Source organism: Marinomonas sp. ABL3_031, assembly GCF_056161265.1.
This window is the reverse complement of the sequence record NZ_JBSWYU010000005.1, coordinates 196,228-218,068: the sequence shown is the minus strand read 5'-3', so window position 1 is coordinate 218,068 and position 21,841 is coordinate 196,228. Positions and strand designations below refer to the sequence as shown.

23 protein-coding genes are annotated in these 21,841 nt (G+C 44.1%); 7 read left to right on the top strand and 16 right to left on the bottom strand.

Translation table 11 applies throughout. The features are described from left to right. Positions 1 to 47 precede the first annotated feature (47 nt). Both ACXAH2_RS08320 and queG read left to right on the top strand, forming a co-directional pair. The gene (locus tag ACXAH2_RS08320; protein ID WP_475077801.1) at positions 48 to 308 is read left to right on the top strand and encodes a hypothetical protein; all 261 of its coding nucleotides are present in this window, start codon (positions 48 to 50) and stop codon (positions 306 to 308) included. Between the two features lie 62 nt (positions 309 to 370). Further along, positions 371 to 1,447 (top strand): tRNA epoxyqueuosine(34) reductase QueG, encoded by a 1,077-nt coding sequence (gene queG, locus ACXAH2_RS08315; RefSeq protein WP_475077800.1) that lies wholly within the window; start codon positions 371 to 373, stop codon positions 1,445 to 1,447. Positions 1,448 to 1,476: 29 nt separating this feature from the next. Here the strand turns inward: queG and ACXAH2_RS08310 are convergent, their stop codons facing one another. Next, positions 1,477 to 2,340 carry an acyl-CoA thioesterase domain-containing protein gene (locus ACXAH2_RS08310; RefSeq protein WP_475077799.1) on the bottom strand — a complete coding sequence of 288 codons (864 nt, stop codon included), beginning with the start codon at positions 2,338 to 2,340 and terminating at the stop codon, positions 1,477 to 1,479. 185 nt (positions 2,341 to 2,525) lie between these two features. Between ACXAH2_RS08310 and moaA the strand changes: the two genes are divergently transcribed. The 4 genes from moaA (at position 2,526) to ACXAH2_RS08290 (ending at position 5,792) form a co-directional block, all read left to right on the top strand. Beyond that, entirely contained in the window at positions 2,526 to 3,515 is a 990-nt protein-coding gene (gene moaA / locus ACXAH2_RS08305) for a GTP 3',8-cyclase MoaA (protein WP_475077798.1), read from the top strand. Between the two features lie 11 nt (positions 3,516 to 3,526). Continuing rightward, the gene (gene moaB / locus ACXAH2_RS08300; RefSeq protein ID WP_475077797.1) at positions 3,527 to 4,075 is read left to right on the top strand and encodes a molybdenum cofactor biosynthesis protein B; all 549 of its coding nucleotides are present in this window, start codon (positions 3,527 to 3,529) and stop codon (positions 4,073 to 4,075) included. Next, positions 4,075 to 5,265 carry a molybdopterin molybdotransferase MoeA gene (locus ACXAH2_RS08295; protein WP_475077795.1) on the top strand — a complete coding sequence of 397 codons (1,191 nt, stop codon included), beginning with the start codon at positions 4,075 to 4,077 and terminating at the stop codon, positions 5,263 to 5,265. Before moaB ends, ACXAH2_RS08295 begins: the two co-directional genes overlap by 1 nt. 98 nt (positions 5,266 to 5,363) lie before the next feature. Continuing rightward, positions 5,364 to 5,792 (top strand): HepT-like ribonuclease domain-containing protein, encoded by a 429-nt coding sequence (locus tag ACXAH2_RS08290; RefSeq protein ID WP_475077794.1) that lies wholly within the window; start codon positions 5,364 to 5,366, stop codon positions 5,790 to 5,792. On the opposite strand, the gene ACXAH2_RS08285 is transcribed toward ACXAH2_RS08290, so the two are convergent. After that, the gene (locus ACXAH2_RS08285) at positions 5,789 to 6,712 is read right to left on the bottom strand and encodes a LysR family transcriptional regulator (protein ID WP_475077792.1); all 924 of its coding nucleotides are present in this window, start codon (positions 6,710 to 6,712) and stop codon (positions 5,789 to 5,791) included. The genes ACXAH2_RS08290 and ACXAH2_RS08285 overlap by 4 nt on opposite strands. A gap of 114 nt (positions 6,713 to 6,826) precedes the next feature. Next, positions 6,827 to 7,738 (bottom strand): phosphoserine phosphatase SerB, encoded by a 912-nt coding sequence (gene serB, locus ACXAH2_RS08280; protein WP_475077791.1) that lies wholly within the window; start codon positions 7,736 to 7,738, stop codon positions 6,827 to 6,829. Between the two features lie 224 nt (positions 7,739 to 7,962). Here serB and ACXAH2_RS08275 point away from each other — a divergent pair, with 224 nt between their 5' ends. Next, entirely contained in the window at positions 7,963 to 9,429 is a 1,467-nt protein-coding gene (locus ACXAH2_RS08275; protein WP_475077789.1) for an AhpA/YtjB family protein, read from the top strand. 107 nt (positions 9,430 to 9,536) lie between these two features. On the opposite strand, the gene rpoS is transcribed toward ACXAH2_RS08275, so the two are convergent. The 13 genes from rpoS to ACXAH2_RS08210 form a co-directional block, all read right to left on the bottom strand. Next, positions 9,537 to 10,538 (bottom strand): RNA polymerase sigma factor RpoS, encoded by a 1,002-nt coding sequence (rpoS, locus tag ACXAH2_RS08270; protein ID WP_475077788.1) that lies wholly within the window; start codon positions 10,536 to 10,538, stop codon positions 9,537 to 9,539. Between the two features lie 30 nt (positions 10,539 to 10,568). Further along, a complete protein-coding gene (locus ACXAH2_RS08265; RefSeq protein ID WP_475077787.1) occupies positions 10,569 to 11,336 on the bottom strand; it encodes a peptidoglycan DD-metalloendopeptidase family protein in 768 nt (255 codons plus the stop codon). A 101-nt stretch (positions 11,337 to 11,437) separates the two neighbouring features. Next, positions 11,438 to 12,361, bottom strand: a complete 924-nt coding sequence (locus ACXAH2_RS08260; protein ID WP_475077786.1) for a DUF368 domain-containing protein — start codon at positions 12,359 to 12,361, stop codon at positions 11,438 to 11,440. Next, positions 12,354 to 13,019: a protein-L-isoaspartate(D-aspartate) O-methyltransferase gene (locus ACXAH2_RS08255; protein ID WP_475077785.1), complete on the bottom strand. Its 666-nt coding sequence runs from the start codon at positions 13,017 to 13,019 to the stop codon at positions 12,354 to 12,356. Before ACXAH2_RS08255 ends, ACXAH2_RS08260 begins: the two co-directional genes overlap by 8 nt. Further along, entirely contained in the window at positions 13,016 to 13,762 is a 747-nt protein-coding gene (surE, locus tag ACXAH2_RS08250; RefSeq protein WP_475077784.1) for a 5'/3'-nucleotidase SurE, read from the bottom strand. The genes ACXAH2_RS08255 and surE overlap by 4 nt, the downstream gene beginning before the upstream one ends. Then, the gene (gene truD / locus ACXAH2_RS08245; RefSeq protein WP_475077782.1) at positions 13,740 to 14,843 is read right to left on the bottom strand and encodes a tRNA pseudouridine(13) synthase TruD; all 1,104 of its coding nucleotides are present in this window, start codon (positions 14,841 to 14,843) and stop codon (positions 13,740 to 13,742) included. Before truD ends, surE begins: the two co-directional genes overlap by 23 nt. Positions 14,844 to 14,857: 14 nt before the next feature. Continuing rightward, complete coding sequence (ispF, locus tag ACXAH2_RS08240; RefSeq protein ID WP_475077781.1) at positions 14,858 to 15,337, bottom strand: 2-C-methyl-D-erythritol 2,4-cyclodiphosphate synthase; 480 nt, start codon at positions 15,335 to 15,337, stop codon at positions 14,858 to 14,860. A 13-nt stretch (positions 15,338 to 15,350) separates the two neighbouring features. Further along, positions 15,351 to 16,061: a 2-C-methyl-D-erythritol 4-phosphate cytidylyltransferase gene (gene ispD / locus ACXAH2_RS08235; RefSeq protein WP_475077779.1), complete on the bottom strand. Its 711-nt coding sequence runs from the start codon at positions 16,059 to 16,061 to the stop codon at positions 15,351 to 15,353. Beyond that, the gene (locus ACXAH2_RS08230; protein ID WP_475077777.1) at positions 16,058 to 16,336 is read right to left on the bottom strand and encodes a septum formation initiator family protein; all 279 of its coding nucleotides are present in this window, start codon (positions 16,334 to 16,336) and stop codon (positions 16,058 to 16,060) included. The genes ispD and ACXAH2_RS08230 overlap by 4 nt, the downstream gene beginning before the upstream one ends. A 107-nt stretch (positions 16,337 to 16,443) precedes the next feature. Then, positions 16,444 to 17,739 (bottom strand): phosphopyruvate hydratase, encoded by a 1,296-nt coding sequence (gene eno / locus ACXAH2_RS08225; protein ID WP_475077775.1) that lies wholly within the window; start codon positions 17,737 to 17,739, stop codon positions 16,444 to 16,446. A 95-nt stretch (positions 17,740 to 17,834) separates the two neighbouring features. Continuing rightward, entirely contained in the window at positions 17,835 to 19,469 is a 1,635-nt protein-coding gene (locus tag ACXAH2_RS08220) for a CTP synthase (protein ID WP_475077773.1), read from the bottom strand. Between the two features lie 165 nt (positions 19,470 to 19,634). Further along, on the bottom strand, positions 19,635 to 20,591 hold the full coding sequence (locus tag ACXAH2_RS08215; RefSeq protein ID WP_475077771.1) for a PDR/VanB family oxidoreductase: 957 nt from the start codon (positions 20,589 to 20,591) through the stop codon (positions 19,635 to 19,637). Positions 20,592 to 20,612: 21 nt separating this feature from the next. Next, a complete protein-coding gene (locus tag ACXAH2_RS08210; protein ID WP_475077770.1) occupies positions 20,613 to 21,704 on the bottom strand; it encodes a Rieske 2Fe-2S domain-containing protein in 1,092 nt (363 codons plus the stop codon). Between the last annotated feature and the right edge of the window lie 137 nt (positions 21,705 to 21,841).

Genomic DNA, 21,841 nt, shown 5'->3' with positions numbered 1-21,841 from the left:
CCCGCTTCATGGTGTCATACGCAGATTATTTGACTAGGAGTTTTAATATGGCTAATGAACTAAATCAACAACGCATCATTGATGAATTCATGCGCTGCTTTCGTAAACTGCTGATGGATCCAAAACTTGCTGAAGAGTTAGTTCGCATCGCCAGAGAAAATATTAATCAACCTAATGCCTACCAGCGAATTGCTGAAGAAGTGTCTAGTCAAACTACCTTGAAAATACCAGAAGAGCATAGTGAAGCAGATCGTATGTTTATCAAGTTATTGATGGACGTGGTAAAAGGCGACGCTTTACTCTACTAATCAATTTTTGACGTTGGGCGGAACACCCTTTCTTCCCAGCGTGGAACCTGCATGGAATTGTCTTGCTCCCTTCGTCTTTATCCACTCCAAAACAACTTCAGCAACTGGCCACAGACATTAAACTCTGGGCTGAGGAATTTGGTTTTGCTGAAGCTCGCATCGTTGAACCTCAGCTTGCTCAGCACAAAGAGGAATTCAAGCAATGGCTGAACAAAGGCTACCACGCTGGCATGGATTATCTCGCCAACCATGGCGATATGCGCTTCTATCCAGAGCAACTTCATCCAGGCACGCAACGAGTTATCTCCCTGCGAATGCACTATTTGCCGCAATCCGTGGAGACGGTAAAACGCCTACAGACCAAAGAAAAAGCCTATATCGCGCGTTACGCACTAGGTCGTGATTACCACAAGCTAATCCGCAAACGCCTCACCCAGCTAGCAAAGAAAATCCAAGAACAAGTTGGTGATCATGGTTATCGCGCCTTTGTCGACAGCGCGCCGATTCTGGAAAGACAAATAGCCGAGCAAGCCGGCATGGGCTGGATTGGTAAAAACACACTCCTGTTAACCCCAAAGGCAGGCAGTTGGTTTTTGCTTGGAGAAATCTTCACTAACCTGCCTTTACCAGTTGATGAGCCCAGCGCCAGTCGACACTGTGGTAGCTGCGATGCTTGCTTAACACAATGCCCTACCGATGCCTTTGTCGAGCCCTGGGTATTGGATGCCAGCAAATGCATTTCCTATCTCACCATTGAGCACAAGGGTGCTATACCAGAAGAACTAAGAAGTAAAATGGGCAACCGTATTTTTGGCTGTGACGATTGCCAACTAGTGTGCCCATGGACCAAGTTTGCTAAGCATACTGAGGAAGCAGACTTTCAACCCAGACATAATCTGGATTCAGCGGATTTAATAGCGCTATTTGAGTGGGACGAAGAGACTTTCCTAAAAAATACCGAAGGTTCTCCTATCCGTCGCACCGGCTTTGAAAACTGGCGACGAAACATTGCCATTGCCCTTGGTAATGCTCCTAGCTCAGTAAGCACCCTCCAAACACTACAACAGGCTCTTGAACATGCCACACCACTTGTTCAAGAGCATATTGAGTGGGCGCTGAAACAGCATCAGCAAAAATAACGGCTGCTGAACCATCCCCTCACCTTAGGTTATTTGTTTTTCGAATAACGAATCAAACCTTCCTGAGCCGTGGACGCAACCAACGCCCCTTTTTGGTTAAAAATTTCCCCTCGAACAAAACCACGCGCCGCACTAGCAGAAGGAGAATCCGCCACATACAACAACCACTCATCCAAACGGAATGGACGGTGAAACCAAATAGCATGATCTAGACTAGCAACATTCAAATAAGGATTACCAATCGATATGCCATGAGGCATTAATGCTGTTTGAATAAAACCATAGTCTGTCGTGTAAGCCAGCATAGACTGATGAACCAACTCATCATCCGGTAAGGGTGCAACACTGCGAATCCACATATGACGTTTGGCAATACCAGGACGTGGGCGGAACGGATTTTGGTTCTCCACAATACGATATTCAATAGGACGATCAGCCGTGAACAATTCTCGTACTTTTTCTGGAATTTCTTCTGCGTGCGCGCGAAATAGTGACAATTCAGACTTGAATGACTCAGGTCCTGGCACATTTGGCATGGCATCTTGATGATCTAAGCCCGGCTCTTGCAGGTGAAAAGACACCGTCATCACCAAAATACTTTTACCAAACTGAGAGGCCACCACACGACGTAGACTGAAACTGCCGCCGTCACGTACGATTTCCACTTCATAATGAATGGGTTCAGAGGCATCACCTGGACGTAAAAAGTAGCAATGCAAAGAATGAGGAAAACGTCCATCAAGCGTTTGCGTAGCGGCACTTAAACCTTGACCAATCACATGACCACCAAAGAGTTTAGGAAACCCTAAATCCTGACTACGGCCAATAAATTCAGTTTCGGATAAGCGTTCTAATTTCAATAATTCAATGAGATTATTAACGACTGGGTTCAAGATGCCACTCCTAGACAAAAATAATTGTCTCTTATTATGACGTTTTTTACCTCATGCCACGATCCGAAAATTCAGATAAAATATGAATTCCTTGAATAAATGTTGCGAAAACCACCTTGCTACTTTACTAACACAGGTCTTTTTTGTTTCTATGACACTCTGCAAGTGGGAAAAATGTCTTAGCCATGTCTGAATTGATCGATCCTTTTGGTCGCAAAATTGATTATTTACGCATTTCGGTTACCGATCGATGTGATTTTCGTTGCACCTATTGTATGGACGAAGACGTTTCTTTCTTAGCCCGTGAACACATATTATCGCTAGAAGAAATTGTCTTTGTGGCGCAAACCTTTATTGCCATGGGCACCAAACGCATTCGTATAACAGGCGGCGAGCCGTTAGTTCGCAAAAACATTTTGTGGGCCATTGAACAAATCGCCAACACACCAGGGATAGATGAACTCACTATTACCACCAACGGTTCTCAATTGGCTAAAATGGCCCCAGCTTTACTCAATGCTGGTGTATCACGCATCAACATCAGCTTGGACACGCTAAAGGCTGAACGATTTTATCAACTAACGCGCCGAGACAAATTTCAACAAGTCATTGATGGGATAGAAAACGCGGCGCAATTGCCTTTTAAACGCCTCAAACTCAATAGTGTTATTCTCAAAGGCCGCAATGATGATGAAGTAACCGATTTAGCAGACTTTGCCCTGAGTCGAGGTTTGGACATCAGCTACATAGAAGAAATGCCCTTGGGCGTGATCCACGACCACGATAGAGCGGCGACTTACATGTCCAGCGATGATGTCATTGCCAGTTTAGAACAAACTTATCAACTCACTTCTAGTACAATGAAAACTGGCGGCCCAACTCGGTATTACCAGGTAGAAGGCTACCAAAATCGTATTGGTACCATTTCTCCACACAGCCACAATTTTTGCGATACTTGTAATCGTGTTCGCCTCACCGCAGAAGGCCGTTTATTACTCTGCCTCGGCAATGAACATTCGAAAGACCTGAAATCGCTTTTACGATCTCACCCTAATGACCGCCAGTTATTACAAGCTGGTATTATTGACGCTTTGGCTTTAAAGCCACAGCAACATCACTTCAATCTTGATGAAGCGCCGCAAATACTTCGCTTTATGAGCGCAACAGGCGGCTAAGAAGGAACACAATGGCGAAAACAGCAACTCCATTTCGACCACTGAACATCAGTGTTTTAACCGTTTCCGATACCCGTACATTAGCCGAAGATACCTCCGGTGACGCCTTAATTGATATGTTAAGCAATGCAGGTCACCACTTGAATCAGCGTAAAATCGTTAAAGACGACGTTTATCAAATGCGCGCTGTGGTATCACAATGGATTGCTGATGAGACAACTCATGTAGTACTCATTACGGGAGGCACTGGTTTTTATGCCCGTGATAGCACCCCAGAAGCCATGACCCCATTATTTGATAAAACCATTGAAGGCTTTGGTGAACTTTTTCGTCAGATTTCCTACGACGAAATTGGCACATCCACCATTCAATCTCGTGCGATCGCTGGGCTTGCCAATCGCACCTTAATCTTTTGTTTACCTGGTTCAACAGGCGCCTGTCGGACGGCGTGGAATGGCATTCTCAAAGAGCAACTTAACGCCACTCATAAACCTTGTAATTTTGTCGGCATGTTACTGGGCCCTTATTCTGCCAATGAGCAAAATGGAGCGCAGACCTAATGTCAGGATTGATGACATTTGAAGCGGCATTAACAGCCATTGAAGCGTCCGCGCGCCCTTTAGTCAAAACCCAAACCCTCGCCTTAACCAATGCGCTGGGGCATGTGTTGGCGCAAGATATCAAGGCCCCGATTAATGTTCCACCCGCAAACAACAGTGCAATGGATGGTTACGCGCTGGCCTTTCAAGATTGGCAACCAGACAAGCGTTATCAAGTCACGCAGCGCATTGCCGCTGGACACGCTCCCAGTTCGCTTGAGCCGGGCAGTTGCACGCGCATTTTTACAGGCGCCATGCTTCCCGCTGGGGCGGATACCGTCATTATGCAAGAAAACGCAGAGGTTACAGGTGACCAGGTTCGTTTTCTGGTCGCACCAGAGCAAGGTGCCAATGTGCGTCCCAAAGGACAAGACATGCAACAAGGACAAACGGTGTTGCAGGCAGGTCAGACCTTACAAGCCATTCAGATTGGTTTATTGGCCAGTCTCGGTATTACTGAGGTCAAGGTCTATTGTCGCTTAAAGGTCGGTATTTTAACCACAGGCGATGAATTGATCACAGCGGGACAGAGCCTGAAAACCGGACAGATATACAACTCCAATGGTCCTATGCTAGAAGCTTTAGTAACACAAGCAGGCCATCAAGTCAGTCACCTTGTACACGCAGCCGATACCCCACACGCAACGGAAACAGCACTGCAACAGCTTTTAGCCTGCAGTGATGTCATTCTCTCATCAGGTGGCGTTTCCGTGGGCGAAGAGGATCATGTCAAAACCGTATTGGAAAAACTCGGACAATTGCATTTATGGAAGATTGCCATCAAACCGGGTAAACCTTTAGTGCATGCAACGCTCAATGGCACTCCTTTCCTCGGCTTACCCGGAAACCCGAGCTCCACCTTAGTCACTTTTCACTGGTTTGCTCGTCTACTCTTGTCTGTTTGCGCTGGAAAAACCGCTAATCGCCCTCAAGGCTTCGCTGTTCAGGCAGGATTTGAACGCAGCAAGGCCATTCAACGAGACGAATTTTTGCGTGTACATATTGATGGTGGCAAAGCCTACCCTCACCCACAGCAAAGCTCTGGGGCTTTATTGGCTGCTAGCAACAGCGATGGCTACCTGCACATTAAAGCTGGCCAGAGCATCGACTTGCATATCCATTATGATTTTTATCCCTTTAGTGGTTTTTAATCACCAAACTAGAGGTTTCATTTCGCAATTTTCATTTCCTCTCCTACACTAATAAAACGCACTGAGTGCAGTGCGTTTAGCCTCTAGGAGAAGTAAAAATGAGAAATCCAGACTGGGAAAACGCACTCTACGAACATCAACACAGCATGATCAGACGCTTGGATGGCTTTCGAAAGCAAGCAAACAGCACATCATACGACAATGATGAGATGATGATCATTGAACACTCCTTTCAGTTACTGGTTGCCTCCATGCTGGATTTGGCAAGGTACGTTCTAAAACACCATTATCAAGTAGAAATATCATCGCGAGAAGATGTCCTGGAGGCACTGATTAGCAATAAAGACGTGACCTTTGAGCAAGCTGAGCAAATGAAGTATCTAATCAAACTGAGAGACACCATACTGCACGATTATTTGGAGGAAAACTTTGACCAGTTAGCCGAAGCCATGACCTTAAGACGCTACAGCCTAGTTGAGGTGTTAACCAAAGAATGGATAACGCGTTTATCTAACCTAAACAATTAAACTTGAGTCGCCTGCAAAAAAGCTTGTCTTAATAAGCCGCGAAACCATATATGAGCGGCGTCATGTTGAACACTTTCATGCCAAATCATGGAGTAATCAAAACTGCGGGTTTCAAAGGGTAATTCATGTAACACAATATTCGATGCGGTTTGCACCATATCTTCCGCAAACAAACGCGGTACAGTCAGCAGCAAATCACTGTCCATGACCGTTCGTGCCGCGGGTACAAAGTTGGGCAGATGAACCGCCACATGACGCTTGTGTCCTAATTTATCTAGCACTCTGTCTACGGCAAAAAACTCTCGCCGCCCAAGTACCACTTGAACATGATCTGCATTGAGATAGGCATCCAAGGTTAATGTATCGCCAATCAAAGGATGACCTTTACGTGCCAAACACACTATTTGATCACTCTGCAATCGCATTGCTCGAATCCCTGCAGGCGGTTCTTTAGACAACACAGCAACAGCAAGGTCAATGTTACTTTGATCAAGTTGCCCAACCATGTCTTCATCCCAAGACTTTACATCCAAAACGGCATTGGGCGCCTCTTGTCGAAATTGATCCAGAATTTTTGGTAATACGGTTAAAGTACCAAAATCTGTGGTGGATAAGCGAAAGCGGCGCTCACTTGTGGCAGGATCGAATTCAACCGGCTGAATCAGGCTCTCGAGAGACTTCAAGGTTTCCGTTAAAAACGGCTGCAAACTTTGCGTTTTCGCGGTGGCACTTAATCCATGCGAGGTACGAATGAACAATGGGTCATCAAATACATCACGCAAACGTGATAGTGAACGACTAACTGCAGGCTGTGATACCTTCAAACGTGCCGCGGCTTTGGTCACATTTTGCTCTTCTATCAGAACATGCAATACGTACAATAAATTAAGATCGATATCCGATAACTTAAGTTCAGACAAAACATCACCTCATGCGAGTTTATTATTATAGTGTGAAATCATAACCAGCTTTCCTTGCAGACAGTAGTCATCAATATAATATCTTTACAACTTTCTATTCAAAATAAGCTGTGTTTAATCATTTATCTCGCAAATTTCGGCAGAAGTCATACCCAAAAGGTATAAGATACCATCTAAACCTAATTGATTCATCGGACAAGGCGCCTGTTCACGGACCATAGGCTTAGCATGTAAAGCCACCCCCAAGGCCGCTTTATTCAACATTAATAGATCGTTTGCACCATCACCACAGGCAATGGTTTGCGACCAATCCACTTGTTGTTGAGTGACAATGTTTTCCAATAGAAATCTCTTTCTAGCACCGTCAACAATCTCACCTAAATGCTTACCTGTGAGTTTATCATCAACGATTTCAAGCACATTGGCATGCACTTCGCTCATCTTATAAGCATCTTTAACACGATCGGCAAAATAGGTAAAACCGCCGGACAAAATCGCAGTATGCCAACCAAAGTGATTTAACACCTTCATTAGGCGTGCAATACCATCCATTGGTTCAATACGTTGATACACGCCATCCATCACCTCACTACTTAAGCCATCAAGTAGCGCCAAGCGCTGCACAAAACTTTCGACAAAATCAATCTCGCCACGCATGGCGCTGGCCGTAACCGCAGCAATTTGCTCACCAATACCTGCCTCAACAGCCAACTCATCCATCACTTCAGCTTTGATCAAAGTAGAATCCATATCAAAGACCGCCACACCCGCTTTATGAATATCCACCCATTGTGTTTGCAAGATATGATCTATACCAGTGTTATCAGCTAACTTAAGTAAATCCTCTCGCATCTCACTATGATCAGACACTGGCGACAAAATTTGCCATTGCGCCACGCTGATAGCGTCGTCTTCATTGGACAAAATGCGCACATTTGCCGTCAGTTGACGATCCGATAACCAAGTTTGAAATTGCTCTAGATATTCAGCACTAAAAGCACCGATCAGAGTAATACTAGCTGACATAGGACTTCCTCATTCAATGTGGCGCCTACTATAACAAATCGCCTAACTTTCGCTAAGTAAGAATTACATTGTCCTAAATTATTGATATTGTAGTCAAAGCCAAAAAGTTTAGAAAAATAAAAACTTTACAAAATGCAAGCATCTGGGCTTAAGAAAACAGAAAATCGCCGTTATCATGTGTATACTTAAGTCATTGTTCTGTGAGTAAGCACCAAAGGATTTGAATGGAAACCCTATCTAAAAAGCAGGCCTTTTCCGCATTCGTTCGAAAAAGACTCAGTGCTGCAACCGTTACCGTCACAACCTTTCTTAGCCTAATGGTGCTAACCGTCTCCATTTTTTGGTACACAATGACCCATGCTCTGGGCAATTACCTCAATCAACAAACTGAAGTCTTAGGCAGTAGTCTTGCCACCCAAGCTGCATTCAATGCCACACAATCAATACTCACCAACGACTTACTGAGTTTGAACGTATTATTGAATCGCTTAGTGGTAGACGAAAACATTCTCAGCGCCCGGGTCTACAATAAAAAAGACGAACTGCTTGCCGAGGCAGACAGCAGTGGTGTAACAAGCCTCACCAAAGAGGAAGAATTGCGTCCTAATGAGCAACGCCGAGTTTACAGTTCAAGCATTAAATTTCGTGATGAAATTGTTGGCCATGTGCTCATCACATTAGACAGAACACCTTCTCAAGCCACTCTTCAACACTTAAATCATTTGTTGATTGGTGTAGCCATTTTCGTCTCAACCATTGCTCTCTTACTCATTGTCTTAGTCACTCGATGGCTGTTTAACCCAATCAATGACATTGCCGATGCCATGGTCAATTTAGACAAGAAGCAACGTCAAACCGCTCTAGATGAACCAATTTATAAAGAAGCCAGACAGCTCCACAAAGCTGTTACTGAAACACGCCCGCGTAAAAAAGCTAAGACAATCAGTCACAGCACTGACAATCTAGAATTATCAGAAGAGAAAGAGACAAAAAGCACTGATGACAGTCAATCCGCTATTGAAAAAGCGCAATTTGAAATCAATTTTGACGCCATTTTTGAGGAATCCAAACAACGTAGCTGCTTACTCTATTTCGATATTCTAAATCTAGATACATGGCGCGAATCTTTGCCCCCACTTCAGGTGGCCAACTTACTAACCCCCATTTATCGCGCTATGTTTCAAGCCAGTGAGACCTATTTAGGACAAGTTCATCAATATCAGAATGACGCCGCTATCATTCTGTTCAGTGCAGAACATAGCGAAGACAGTCTTTATATGAATGCGATTAGTACGGCTCAGCTCTTTATTGGTTTGGTAGATAAACTGTATGAAAATACGCTCTACGAAGCAGCACCCAAACTCGAATTCCACCTAGGTTTACATCAAGGTAATGTGCATATTTCGCACATGATCAAAGAAGACAAGTTAGAACCAGAGAAAATTACCAAATTGTTAGAAAAAGTGGCACAAATTCGTAATACAGAACATACCAATAAACTGGTCATTACCGATGACATTTTTACTCTGTCACAAATTCAGAATCGCGTTTTCACCAGCCTACCAGACATTATCGAAGAGGGTGATGAAGAAGTGTTAGCTTACGAAGTAAAAGGCATGTCAGACAAATACACCGCACTAATACAACAACACATCAACGACATAAGCACAGAAAAAGCCGAACAAGAATAAAAACTTAAACACATCGCTAATAGGCAACACAAATCAGCAAAGATAATAAACAACAAAAAATGCCCAAGCAGTATCGGCTTGGGCATTTTTTATAAGTGGCTGATTAATCAGCCTTGCATACCAATCACATCATCCAAAGACAGACCTTCTTTGTCTAATATCAAACGCAATTTGCGCAGTGCTTCGACCTGAATCTGACGGACTCTTTCACGTGTCAAACCAATTTCAGCGCCCACATGTTCAAGCGTACTGGCTTCGTGTCCACGCAAGCCAAAACGGCGCGTGATCACTTCACACTGTTTTTCACTTAACTCATCAAGCCATTGCTCAATGCCTTGTAACACATCACCATCTTGTCGATCCGCTTCAGGTCCTTGGTGTAAATCGTCGGCCAACACTTCTACCAAGCTTTTGTCGTTATTTTCGCCACCAAATGATGCATCAATTGAACTGATTTTTTCATTCAGACTCAACATTTTTTGCACGTCTTCTACTGGGCAATCCAGTTTCTGGGCAATTTCTTCTGGGCTGGGTTCGTGATCCAAGGTTTGCGTCAACTCACGGGCTGCGCGCAGATATACGTTCAACTCTTTTACCACATGAATAGGTAAACGAATGGTACGAGTTTGGTTCATGATGGCCCGTTCAATGGTCTGACGAATCCACCAAGTAGCGTAAGTAGAAAAGCGAAAACCTCGCTCAGGATCAAATTTTTCAACGGCTCGTATAAGACCTAAATTGCCTTCCTCAATCAAGTCAAGCAAGGATAATCCCCGGTTCAAATAACGACGCGAAATCTTAACCACTAAACGGAGATTGCTTTCAATCATACGCTTACGTGCTTGTTCATCACCTTTCAAAGCCAATCGCGCAAAATGTACCTCTTCTTCGGCCGACAAAAGAGGTGAAAAACCAATTTCACTCAAATACAACTGAGTGACGTCTAAACTTTTCGAAGAAGAATCATTGTGATCTGCATAACGAGCATTAACGGCAGATTCAAACTCTTCATCCACTACATCTTCTTCGTAATCATCAAGTGTATCAAGGTCAAAATCTCGTACATTAGAGACTTTGTTTGCGCTTTTATCCATACTTGCTAACTTCATACCCCCCCTCCTTAAAACGTCAGTTTTTACTCAATTTTTGGGTAATACATCTAACGGGTCAATCGGCTGTCCATCTCGGCGAACTTCAAAGTGAAGCAAGGGTCTATCCGCCCCCTTACCACCGATTACAGCAAGGGAATCACCTGCTCGAACACTTTGCTTTTCTTTAACTATTATTCTTTCGTTGTAAGCGTATGCACTCAAATAAACATCATCATGTTTTACGATCACCAGATTTCCATAACCAATAAGACCGCTGCCTGCATACACAACGATTCCATCTGCTGCAGCTTTCACCAAAACACCTTTCTGCGCCTTGATGTCTATACCTTTACTACTAACCCCAGCGTTTGAAAACCCCCTCTTCACTTCACCATCAACTGGCCAAGTCCATTTGATGTCTTTTGTAACTGGAGTGGAAATTTTTGTAGTCGCCGGAGAAGCCCCTTGAGCAGCAGTTGAAGAAGCCGATTTCGCAATAACTTGTGACGATTTTGTGTTCACTTTTGGTGTGGCTTTCGCTTGAGTTGCGGCCAAGGATTTAGCCTCTCTAAGGTGAATTTTTTGATTCGGGTAAATGGTATAAGGAGCGCTAATATTATTCGCCTTAGCCAAGGCTCGATAATCCAAACCATAGCGAAAAGCAATAGAAAACAGGGTGTCGCCACTACTTACTCGATGATAACCAGAAGATGGTAAGGACGACTCACGAGCATGACTAGACGAATAAGACGATAGGTTTTTATCTGGAAAATGCAGCACCTGATAGGAACAACCAGATAGAAAAAAACACGACAAAACCAGTCGCCCTAACCAATTAGTCAGAACTGATTTTGATGACTTCTGTAAATCCCACTGGCGAATAATTTATCCCTCAAACCATAGAATTGTAGCGTTTATTATCTTTTGTCTTCATTTCGTAAATAAATGTAACGTGAACAAAAAATCACCAAAAAACCAATTAAAATGAGAATCATTGGCAACAAAAAATCCGTCGTAAAATGATAATTCGATAATTGCCAAGGCAGCATCAAATGACTCTCCACAGGCAAATTTTTATCCCCTATCTGCTCCCAGCGTAATGTTTCTTTCCATGGCCAAACTTTCACTAAAGCGCCAAGCATAATGCCAGTCAATACAGATAAAGTCATAGCGTGGGCTCGTTTAAGCATAAAATTCAATAACTTAGAAAAACTCAACAAGCCAATCAAAGCACCACAAGCAAAAATACCAATAATCAGTAAATCCAAATTTTTCACGGCACTTAAGACATAACCATAAAGCCCCATGATCAACAGCAAAAAACTGCCTGAAATACCAGGTAAAATCATCGCACAAATAGCAATCATACCGGCAAAGAAAACCATCAGATGACTGGTCTCCAAGCGAGTAGGCACCAACAAAGACAAACTAGCACCAACGGCGATTCCCACTAAAAGCGCCAACAAATGACGCCCCGTAAAGCCCTTAATCTGCTGTAGCAAAAATATCGCTGAGGCCAAAATTAAACCAAAAAAGAAACTCCACACAAATACCGGATACTCAGCCAGCAAGTAAGTAATCACCCCAGCTATGAAAAAAATACTTGTGGCAATACCTGTTCCTAAAATAAACAGAAAAGTTCCATCAAAATGACGCCATAAGCCTTTGATATTACCTTTAAACAACATCATTAAACTGTCTTTATTGACACCACTAAGTGCCGCAATCAATCTATCATAAATACCTAAGATAAAGGCGACGGTTCCACCAGACACTCCGGGAACCACATCAGCAGCGCCCATCAAGGCACCACTTAAATATATTTTTAGCCATTTAGGCATGTTCCATTCCTTCTAATAATGGGACAAAAGAAGCCACTTCGCTCCCCAAACATTTCCAATGATCACCTTCTTTACGCCAGCAGCCAATTTGAGGTGTTGGATGATCGATTGGCATAATGAGTATGCCTCTGTCTTTTAAGCAATTGGTTAAAGCCAAAGGAATTTTACTGGCCATCGCAGTAATAATAACCGCATCCATTTCAATCTTATGTGGCCAACCCGCCTGACCATCAGCAAATAGATACTCTACATTTTTAATGCCCATACTTGCCAAACGCTGACGCGCCTTTGAATAGAGACTTTGTTGTCTCTCTATGGTGTGCACCTTGTTAAAGAAATGAGCCAATATGCAGGTCTGATAACCAGACCCTGTACCGATTTCCAATATTCGGCCTAGTCGCGCATGATGCAATAGCCATTCCGTCATGCGAGCTACCGTTAATGGCTGACTGATGGTTTGATTTCGTCCGATCGGCAAAGAAGTTGCTGAATAGGCCAAATGAGAAAAAGCAGGTTCCACAAAGTCATGACGTGGAATATTCCCCATCAAAGCCAATAGCTCAGGATGAGTTATGCCCTGCTGTTGCAATTGCTGGATCATACTAGAAGCACGAGGTTCAGTATGAGTGACTAAACCATTGAGATCATATTGGCTCATAAGGTAACAACATCAATCCACTTTTCGAGAGAGGTTTTCGCTTGATAACAAGTCATATCGGTATGTATCGGCGTAATGGATACATAACCATTGGCCACTGCATCAAAATCTGTCCCAGGTGAAGCATCATAAGGTTCTGACAATGCACCAATCCAATAACTCGGCAAGCCTCTTGGATGCTGAGCAGAAATGGGGGCTTGCGCTTGATGGCGATACCCTAACTTGGTCACTTTCAAGCCTTTGATTTGTTCATATGGCAAATCCGGCACATTGATATTCAATAACACACCCGCTGGCATTTGCAGGGTATGCGTATCCTTTAATAGGGCCATGACAACCTGAGCAGCACTATCAAAATGATGCGTACCCACTAATGATACCGCCAAAGCTGGACGCCCTAGATGCCTAGCTTCCATCGCCGCTGCTACGGTACCAGAATAAATCACATCGTCGCCCAAGTTGGGGCCATGATTAATACCAGAGACGACAATGTCGACTTGTCCATCAATCACCCCAGACAACGCCAGATTCACACAATCACTTGGCGTGCCATCGACTTTATAAGCATGCTCAGCAACTTTACTGGGTTGCAAGGGACGGGTTAAAGTCAGTGAATTACTCGCACCACTGCGATTTCGATCGGGAGCCACCAATAAGGTGCCGTATTGCGCTGATAAATGACGAGCAAGAGTTTTAATACCTAATGCATCAATACCATCGTCATTCGCGATCAATATTCTCATGAAGTTTCTCAGCAGATTTATCGGTAAAATCCAACATCTCGCGCAACACACTGGTTGCAAAACAACCTTTCGGCAACGAGAATTCTAAAATCAATTGTGGCTTTTCAGCACTATCGGTTCTCTCATTTAGCAATTCCCAGGCCATGTTCATCGGCATCAATCTGGCTAAACGACTATCACGTGACAATCCAAAGCTCATTAATCCTTCTACTAAAGACCAAGAGTCTACCAGTGAGGCTTTTATGGCCGCTTCACGTGCAGCTCCCGTACCAGCTTGCCAACCTTCACACAATAACGGCAACACAGGGCTGATCTGGCCTTGCTGCACTTTGAGGTGCATTAATGCCGACATCTGCTGAACCCGAAACTGTTCTTCATGGTGCTGAAATTGAGCAATGTCACCATCACACAAGCGCGCCCACATGCCGTTTGCTACCTGATCACTTAAGGCCTGATTGAAGCACCATGAACGAATCGCGGACAACCAAAAAGATTCTGTCTTAGATAATTTGCGACGACTTTGCCGCCCTTTGAGCACAAAGTCTTTGCCGTTATGCAGATTATTTCCGTTAATCCCAAAACGCTGTGGGCCATAATAGTTAGGCACACCCGCTTGCTTGATCAGCTGTAAACGCGCATTCAACTCCGCTAAATCGCCATCGACATTACGCAAACGAATCACAAAACGGTTGGCAAAATGGGTGCCCGTTTTAAGCTTCTTTGAGTGTTTTAATTGCGCGACTACACGCACACTTTCGGGCTCACGAAAAGCCTGCTGTATGTCACTTAAATCTGGCTCTTGGTTCAGTGTATGCAGACAGAACCATTGACGGGTACAAGCATGACGATCTTTTACACCACTGTAAGTCACCTTGTTAGGCGCAATGCCTGCAAGCTGCGCAAGACGCTTGGCTAAAAAATCCGTATTTACCCCATTCTTTTCGATGAATACATAACAAAACTCACCCTTCCCATCCGGCTCGAACCCCAATTGCTCTTCAACGTAAAAGTCCTGAGCAAAAGTTTTTAGATCGCCTGTATTAGAAGGTTTTGACCAAGCATAATGCCAATCAGTATTCATAAATGTCCTTTCTGTCATTGATAAAGCAAAGCAACCGCTTCGACCGCAATGCCTTCTTTACGCCCAGTAAAACCAAGCTTTTCTGTGGTGGTGGCTTTGACATTAACTCTGTCTACGGGCAAGTCTAAGTCTTCTGCAATATGAGCGCGCATGCCATCAATATGTGGGCGCATTTTAGGCGCTTGCGCCAATATGGTCACATCTACATTACCCACTTTATGACCTAAGGTTTTGATTTCAGCAAAAGCACGTTTTAGTAATACACGACTGTCTGCATTGGCAAACGCAGCATCCGTATCGGGAAAATGCTTGCCTATGTCCCCTAAAGCCGCCGCTCCTAATAAAGCGTCAGTTAACGCATGAAGCACCACATCACCATCAGAATGAGCGATCAACCCGCGCTCATAAGGAATACGCACACCCCCTAAAATAATGTGGTCACCTTCACCAAATTTATGTACATCAAAACCATGACCAATACGAAATGGCAACATAATCCTTCCTCTCTTAGACCGGATCAATCTGTTGCAGATGCGCAAATAAGGCTTCCGCAATCAATAAATCTTCCGGCAAGGTCACTTTAATATTACTGTTTTCACCCATAACCAAATCAGGTTGCCAACCCATGAGTTCCATAGCGGAACACTCATCCGTTACCGTGAGGTCTTGCTCAGCCGCCAGTTCTAGCGCTTTTTGCAATGCGTTGAATGGGAATTTCTGTGGCGTTTGCGCCAACCAAATATGACTTCTGTCTAGGGTTGACGATACTTGAGCGGTATCGTTTGTTTGCTGTTTAACCGTATCTCGAGATGGCATGGCCAACAAGGCACCTTGTCCTGCATTGTGTTCTATAATACGCGTTAATGCCTGTTGGGATAACAAAGGTCGCGCTGCATCATGCACCAATACGGCTTGCTCTGGGTCGCTGATTTGAGACTGAATACACAGCAAACCTTGCAGCACGGTATCACAACGCTCAGCACCACCAATAAATGTCATTACCTTGGGGTGCCTCACCCATTTAGACTCAGACCAATAGTCATCTTCTTCACTCAATCCTACTGCAACTCCCGCAACGTGTGGATGCGCTAAAAACACGCCAATAGTACGATCAAGTATGGTTTCTCCGGCTAACTGTAGATATTGTTTTGGGCAATTTGCCTGCATACGCTTGCCCACTCCAGCCGCGGGAATAATAACCCATAAAAGCTGACTCATTTTTTTTCCACCATACGATAAAACACTTCCCCTTCTTTTATGTATTGCAGCTCAGTTCGAATATGCTCTTCCACTGCCTCTTCGCCTAGACGCAAGTCTTCCACTTGCGCACGCAAAGCATCATTACGATGCTTTAATCTTTGATTAATGCGCTCCTGATAAGCAATTTGCTTTGCCAACCCTTCTTGTCGCTTAATGCCTTGCTCGCCAAAATACAAGTGATAACACTGATAACCAATGGCACAGACAAAAAGAGCCAATAACAAACGCGCCATAATATCCTCTATGCTGAAAACCCATTTTCCTATTATCAAAGGAATCGCATTAAAAAAAAATAAAAAAAGGGAGAACTGAGTTCTCCCTTTTTCAGATCAAGGCGATATTACGCCTGACCTTTGATCTCAGAAAGACCATTGTAAGGTGCTTTGCCACCCAATTGCTCTTCAATGCGCAACAATTGGTTATACTTAGCAACACGGTCAGAACGGCACAAAGAACCGGTTTTAATTTGACCCGCCGCAGTACCCACCGCCAAATCGGCAATGGTTGCATCTTCTGTTTCGCCAGAACGATGAGAAATAACGGCTGTGTAACCAGCGTCTTTCGCCATCTTGATTGCTTCCAGAGTTTCCGTCAAAGAACCAATCTGGTTGAACTTAATCAAAATAGAGTTAGCGATACCTTCATCGATACCACGCTTCAGGATTTTCGTATTGGTTACGAACAGATCGTCACCAACCAATTGGATCTTGTCGCCAAGAATCTTAGTTTGGTAAGCAAAACCTTCCCAATCTGATTCGTTTAAACCGTCTTCAATGGAAACAATTGGGTATGTTTCACACAGTTCAGCAAGGTAATCTGAGAAACCTTCTGAAGTGAAGACTTTGTTTTCACCTTTCAGATTATATTTACCCTCTTCATAGAACTCAGACGCCGCACAGTCCATCGCTAGAGTAATGTCTTTGCCTAGCTCGTATCCAGCCGCAGCAACCGCTTCTTTGATTACCGCCAAAGCTTCAGCATTAGAAGATAAATTTGGTGCGAAACCACCCTCATCACCCACGGCCGTGTTCAAACCACGAGCACTTAATACTTTTTTAAGTGCGTGGAAAATTTCCGCACCGTAACGCAACGCTTCACGGAAGTTCGGCGCACCCACTGGCTGAACCATGAATTCTTGAATATCAACATTGTTGTCGGCGTGCTCACCACCATTGATGATGTTCATCATAGGTACTGGCATTGAGTACTGACCAGACGTACCGTTTAGGTCTGCAATGTGAGCGTATAAAGGAACTTTCTTAGACGCTGCAGCGGCTTTTGCAGCAGCCAAAGAAACCGCCAGAATCGCATTGGCACCGAAAGTCGATTTGTTTTCTGTGCCATCCAATTCGATCATGGTTTTATCTAAATCTGCTTGCGCCAATGCATCTTTACCGATCAAGGCATCACGGATAGGGCCGTTTACAGCAGCCACAGCTTTTAAAACACCTTTCCCTAGGTAACGGCTTTTATCACCATCACGTAGTTCCAAAGCTTCGCGAGAACCGGTTGATGCGCCAGAAGGCGCACAAGCAGAACCAACAGAACCGTCAGCCAAAATCACATCCGCTTCGACGGTAGGGTTACCACGAGAATCCAATACTTCACGTGCTTTGATATCAACGATTTGACTCATAACAAACCTCTTTAAATAGATAAAAAATCACAAACAGCTTGTTTGCTTTAGAAAAGCCTTGGCAAGACAAACGCCTTGCTCATCCCTTTCTTTACTTATTTTTCTTTTCCTGCATATTTCAATGCCGCGTGAACGAAAGCACTGAATAAGCCGTGACCGTATCTAGGTGTTGACGTAAATTCTGGATGGAATTGACAGGCGACAAACCAAGGATGATCGGCGATTTCGACCATCTCAACCAAAGAATTGTCTTCTGAACGACCCGAGATCGTCAGACCTGCCTTTTCTAACGCAGACACATAAAAGTTGTTTACTTCATAACGGTGACGATGACGCTCTGTGATGACTGCACTGCCGTAAGCTTCGGAAGCTTTCGTGCCTTCCGTAAGATTACAGTTTTGCGCACCCAGACGCATAGTCCCCCCCAGATCGGATTCCTCTGACCGGATTTCTTTGGAACCTTCTGCGTTAGTCCATTCTGTAATCAGACCAACAACTGGATTCTCTGTTTTTAGATTAAACTCGGTACTGTGCGCACCTTGTAGATTTGCTACGTTACGAGCAAATTCGATGACCGCTACTTGCATACCTAAACAAATACCTAGGTAAGGCACTTTGTTTTCACGAGCATACTGAGCCGTCAAAATTTTCCCTTCTACACCACGTTCGCCAAAACCTCCAGGCACTAGAATTGCGTCCATATCGGTTAGTACATCAGTGCCATTTTCTTCAATGCTTTCAGAATCTATGTAGTGCAGTTTTACTTTAGTACGAGCATGGATACCCGCATGATCCATGGCTTCAATCAAAGATTTATAAGCGTCCAACAATTCCATGTATTTACCTACCATGGCAATGTTGATTTGTTTTTCTGGATTCAATTTTGCTTGTGCTACCTTGTTCCAGATTTCCAAATCGGCAATGTTGCAATCCAGATTAAAGCGTTGCACGATCAAGCTATCCAAACCTTGGTCAGCTAACATTTGCGGAATTTTATAGATGGTATCAGCATCTGGGAGAGACACAACAGCACGTTCATCCACATTGGTGAACAAAGCAATCTTCTTACGCTCAGGTGCCTCGATAGACACCTCGGAACGACATACTAGAATGTCAGGTTGAATACCGATAGAACGCAACTCTTTTACTGAGTGCTGAGTGGGTTTGGTTTTGGTTTCACCGGCAGTACGGATATAAGGAACCAAAGTCAGATGCATAAACAAAGCACGATGAGAGCCAAGTTCAACTTTTAATTGACGAACGGCTTCGAGAAAAGGTTGCGACTCAATGTCACCCACTGTGCCACCGATTTCCACCAAAGCCACATCGGCGCCTTCTGCGCCCGCAATCACACGACGTTTGATTTCATCGGTAATATGAGGAATAACCTGTACCGTACCACCAAGGTATTCACCACGGCGCTCTTTTTTCAGAACATGTTGATAAACACGACCACTGGTAAAGTTATTGCGTTTGCCCATTTTAGTGGAAATGAAACGCTCATAATGGCCAAGGTCAAGATCGGTTTCTGCGCCGTCTTCAGTAACGTACACTTCACCGTGTTGGAAAGGGCTCATAGTACCTGGATCAACGTTGATGTAAGGATCCAGTTTTAACATGGTGACTTTTAGCCCACGAGACTCAAGAATGGCCGCCAAAGAAGCGGATGCCAATCCTTTACCAAGAGATGATACAACACCACCTGTTACGAAAATATATCGTGTCGCCATGAGTGTTTAGCCCGCCTTAAAAATAGATAAAAATAAAATTTGATGGCGCAAATCAATGCACCTTCAGGACGGGAGCAAATAATAGCATCGCTGCCTTCATCACTCAATGTAAAACATCCCTATTTTGCATCCCGATGAAGGCTGTGAGTTATTGGTAAAAGTAGGTTATAAATCCAATTCCAAAATAGCGGATTTCGATCTTGAACAGCAAGGCATAACCCACTGGCCGCTTCGCTTTTCCTGTTCAGTCAAAAACACGTCTTTGTGATCAGGCGTGCCTGAAATAACAGCAGTTTGACAGGTTCCACACACGCCAGATTCACAAGATACAGGAAGATAAACACCATGTGCATCCAGCGCTTCAAACATACTCTGGTCGGGTGTCACAGTAATAAGCTCTCCTGTACTGCGAACTTTCACCTGAAAAATCTCGTTGTCGCTTGCAAGATCATCTTGTTCTGGGGCAGCAAAGAATTCCTTATGCAACCTATCTTCACTCCACCCCAACATTCTTGCCTGAGTTAATACTGCGGTAATAAAATCAGCTGGGCCGCAAAGATAAAGCTCGCTGCCAACCGCATGTCGTGACAGCACACTCACCAAATCCATTCGTCCAGAACCTTCTACCTGGCTAAAGTGAAAGTGCATTTTGTCAGCAAAGCTACCTCTTTCCAGTGCTTCGACAAAAGCTGCTTGATTGGGCGACTTGGCACAATAATGAAAGTCAAAAGGCCGACTCCCTTGTTGTAAAGTCTGCGCCATTGGCAATAAAGGCGTGACCCCAATGCCACCTGCTATAAGCAAGACGTGCCCCAGACCTTGCTGTAACCGGAAATGGTTACGAGGCTCACTGATTGCTAACTCAGTACCAATCATAAGATTATGCACTTCAAGAGATCCTCCGCGAGATTGAGGATCTTTTAACACAGCAATTTCATAATACTCGGGCTCCACTTGCAGTCGACAAAGTGAATATTGTCGAATTAAGCCACTAGGGAGATGAATATCAATGTGGGCACCAGCCGAAAAACTTGGCAAACTCTTTCCGTCTGATCGAGCCAATACCAAACGCACCACATTTTGAGTTTCCATCACACGATTTTTTACTACTACTGGAATCATACTCACTGCCTTCTCGTACGCTTAAAAAGTAATGACTTGCAAAGGTTTGTCACTTGTTTGCGCAACCTGCTGAGTCATTTCTTCAGCAATAACACGTTCAATGATTCTACGCGATTGAACGCCCCCCGCATCTATATCTAACTTTAGTAAATCATAGTCGGGAAAAGCGAGTAAATTTTCTTGTTGTCTTTCCAGCACTTCTAGGTCTTCGGCAAATATTTTACCTTGCCCCTCACGAATACTGTCGGTCAAAGCCTTATCCTCTGGCTTGAAATGTCGAGCCATTCCCCAAAAATACCAAATCGACGTTTCGGTTTCTGGTGTAATGAAATCCACTACCGTACTACTGGCTTTGTATTTAGCATCCGCTTGATAACCACCATGCCCTGCATGCGCTACTCCCACATCTATCATGACATGAGATGGCGGACTAAAACGGCAAATTTGCCAACGATCCACAGGTACATTATCCGCTAAACCATTGCCACGTAGAGCGGCTTGCCAGAATGGCGGTGGCATGATGTTTTCCATAAAACGACTGGTAATAACCTTGTCACCATCCACTTCCGTACTGACTGGAGATTCATCAATTTCTTTTTGCCCAATGCTGGAAGCATGAACATAGGTTTCGTGAGTTAAATCCATGAGGTTATCTATCATTAAGCGATAATCGCAATGGATGTGATAAAGACCGCCACCATAAGCCCACTCTGGGTTGACTGCCCACTCCAGATGGGGAATCAAATCTTTATTTGCTTTACTTTGATCGCCCGGCCAAACCCAAATAAAGCCATATCTTTCTTCCACCGCATAAGACTTCATACACGGAAAGCCTTTGACCCTTTGTAAAGGCATGGCTTGAGTTTTTCCGTCTGCCCCCATCTTTAAGCCATGATATCCGCATACTAGTAAACCATCTTCTACATAGCCTAGTGACAGAGCGGCACCACGGTGAGGGCAAAAATCCAATACTGCCGCGATTTGATTTTCTTCGGCTCGATAAAAAGCAATACTTTCACCACAGATCTTTCGGCCAAGAGGTTTGCTGCCCGCTACCTCTTCCGCCATGGCGGCAACATACCACGCATTTTTAGGATAGGTTTGTTGTTTCATTGGTTGACTCCTGCTTTGTTATTTTTATCTATTGGATCCAATATAAAACAAAAATCAAAAATAGAAAGCTAATATCCACAAAATTGGATCCATAAAATCATTTTTGAATGACTTAATCCTCTATAATAGGAAGATCA

Excerpts from the sequence above, each read along its gene's own strand:
- ACXAH2_RS08320 (WP_475077801.1), top strand. The coding sequence starts at position 48 with ATGGCTAATGAACTAAATCAACAACGCATCATTGATGAATTCATGCGC.
- moaA (WP_475077798.1), top strand. The coding sequence starts at position 2,526 with ATGTCTGAATTGATCGATCCTTTTGGTCGCAAAATTGATTATTTACGC.
- moaB (WP_475077797.1), top strand. The coding sequence starts at position 3,527 with ATGGCGAAAACAGCAACTCCATTTCGACCACTGAACATCAGTGTTTTA.
- ACXAH2_RS08295 (WP_475077795.1), top strand. The coding sequence starts at position 4,075 with ATGTCAGGATTGATGACATTTGAAGCGGCATTAACAGCCATTGAAGCG.
- ACXAH2_RS08290 (WP_475077794.1), top strand. The coding sequence starts at position 5,364 with ATGAGAAATCCAGACTGGGAAAACGCACTCTACGAACATCAACACAGC.
- serB (WP_475077791.1), bottom strand. The coding sequence starts at position 7,738 with ATGTCAGCTAGTATTACTCTGATCGGTGCTTTTAGTGCTGAATATCTA.
- ACXAH2_RS08275 (WP_475077789.1), top strand. The coding sequence starts at position 7,963 with ATGGAAACCCTATCTAAAAAGCAGGCCTTTTCCGCATTCGTTCGAAAA.
- rpoS (WP_475077788.1), bottom strand. The coding sequence starts at position 10,538 with ATGAAGTTAGCAAGTATGGATAAAAGCGCAAACAAAGTCTCTAATGTA.
- ACXAH2_RS08260 (WP_475077786.1), bottom strand. The coding sequence starts at position 12,361 with ATGCCTAAATGGCTAAAAATATATTTAAGTGGTGCCTTGATGGGCGCT.
- ACXAH2_RS08255 (WP_475077785.1), bottom strand. The coding sequence starts at position 13,019 with ATGAGCCAATATGATCTCAATGGTTTAGTCACTCATACTGAACCTCGT.
- surE (WP_475077784.1), bottom strand. The coding sequence starts at position 13,762 with ATGAGAATATTGATCGCGAATGACGATGGTATTGATGCATTAGGTATT.
- truD (WP_475077782.1), bottom strand. The coding sequence starts at position 14,843 with ATGAATACTGATTGGCATTATGCTTGGTCAAAACCTTCTAATACAGGC.
- ispF (WP_475077781.1), bottom strand. The coding sequence starts at position 15,337 with ATGTTGCCATTTCGTATTGGTCATGGTTTTGATGTACATAAATTTGGT.
- ispD (WP_475077779.1), bottom strand. The coding sequence starts at position 16,061 with ATGAGTCAGCTTTTATGGGTTATTATTCCCGCGGCTGGAGTGGGCAAG.
- ACXAH2_RS08230 (WP_475077777.1), bottom strand. The coding sequence starts at position 16,336 with ATGGCGCGTTTGTTATTGGCTCTTTTTGTCTGTGCCATTGGTTATCAG.
- eno (WP_475077775.1), bottom strand. The coding sequence starts at position 17,739 with ATGAGTCAAATCGTTGATATCAAAGCACGTGAAGTATTGGATTCTCGT.
- ACXAH2_RS08220 (WP_475077773.1), bottom strand. The coding sequence starts at position 19,469 with ATGGCGACACGATATATTTTCGTAACAGGTGGTGTTGTATCATCTCTT.
- ACXAH2_RS08215 (WP_475077771.1), bottom strand. The coding sequence starts at position 20,591 with ATGATTCCAGTAGTAGTAAAAAATCGTGTGATGGAAACTCAAAATGTG.
- ACXAH2_RS08210 (WP_475077770.1), bottom strand. The coding sequence starts at position 21,704 with ATGAAACAACAAACCTATCCTAAAAATGCGTGGTATGTTGCCGCCATG.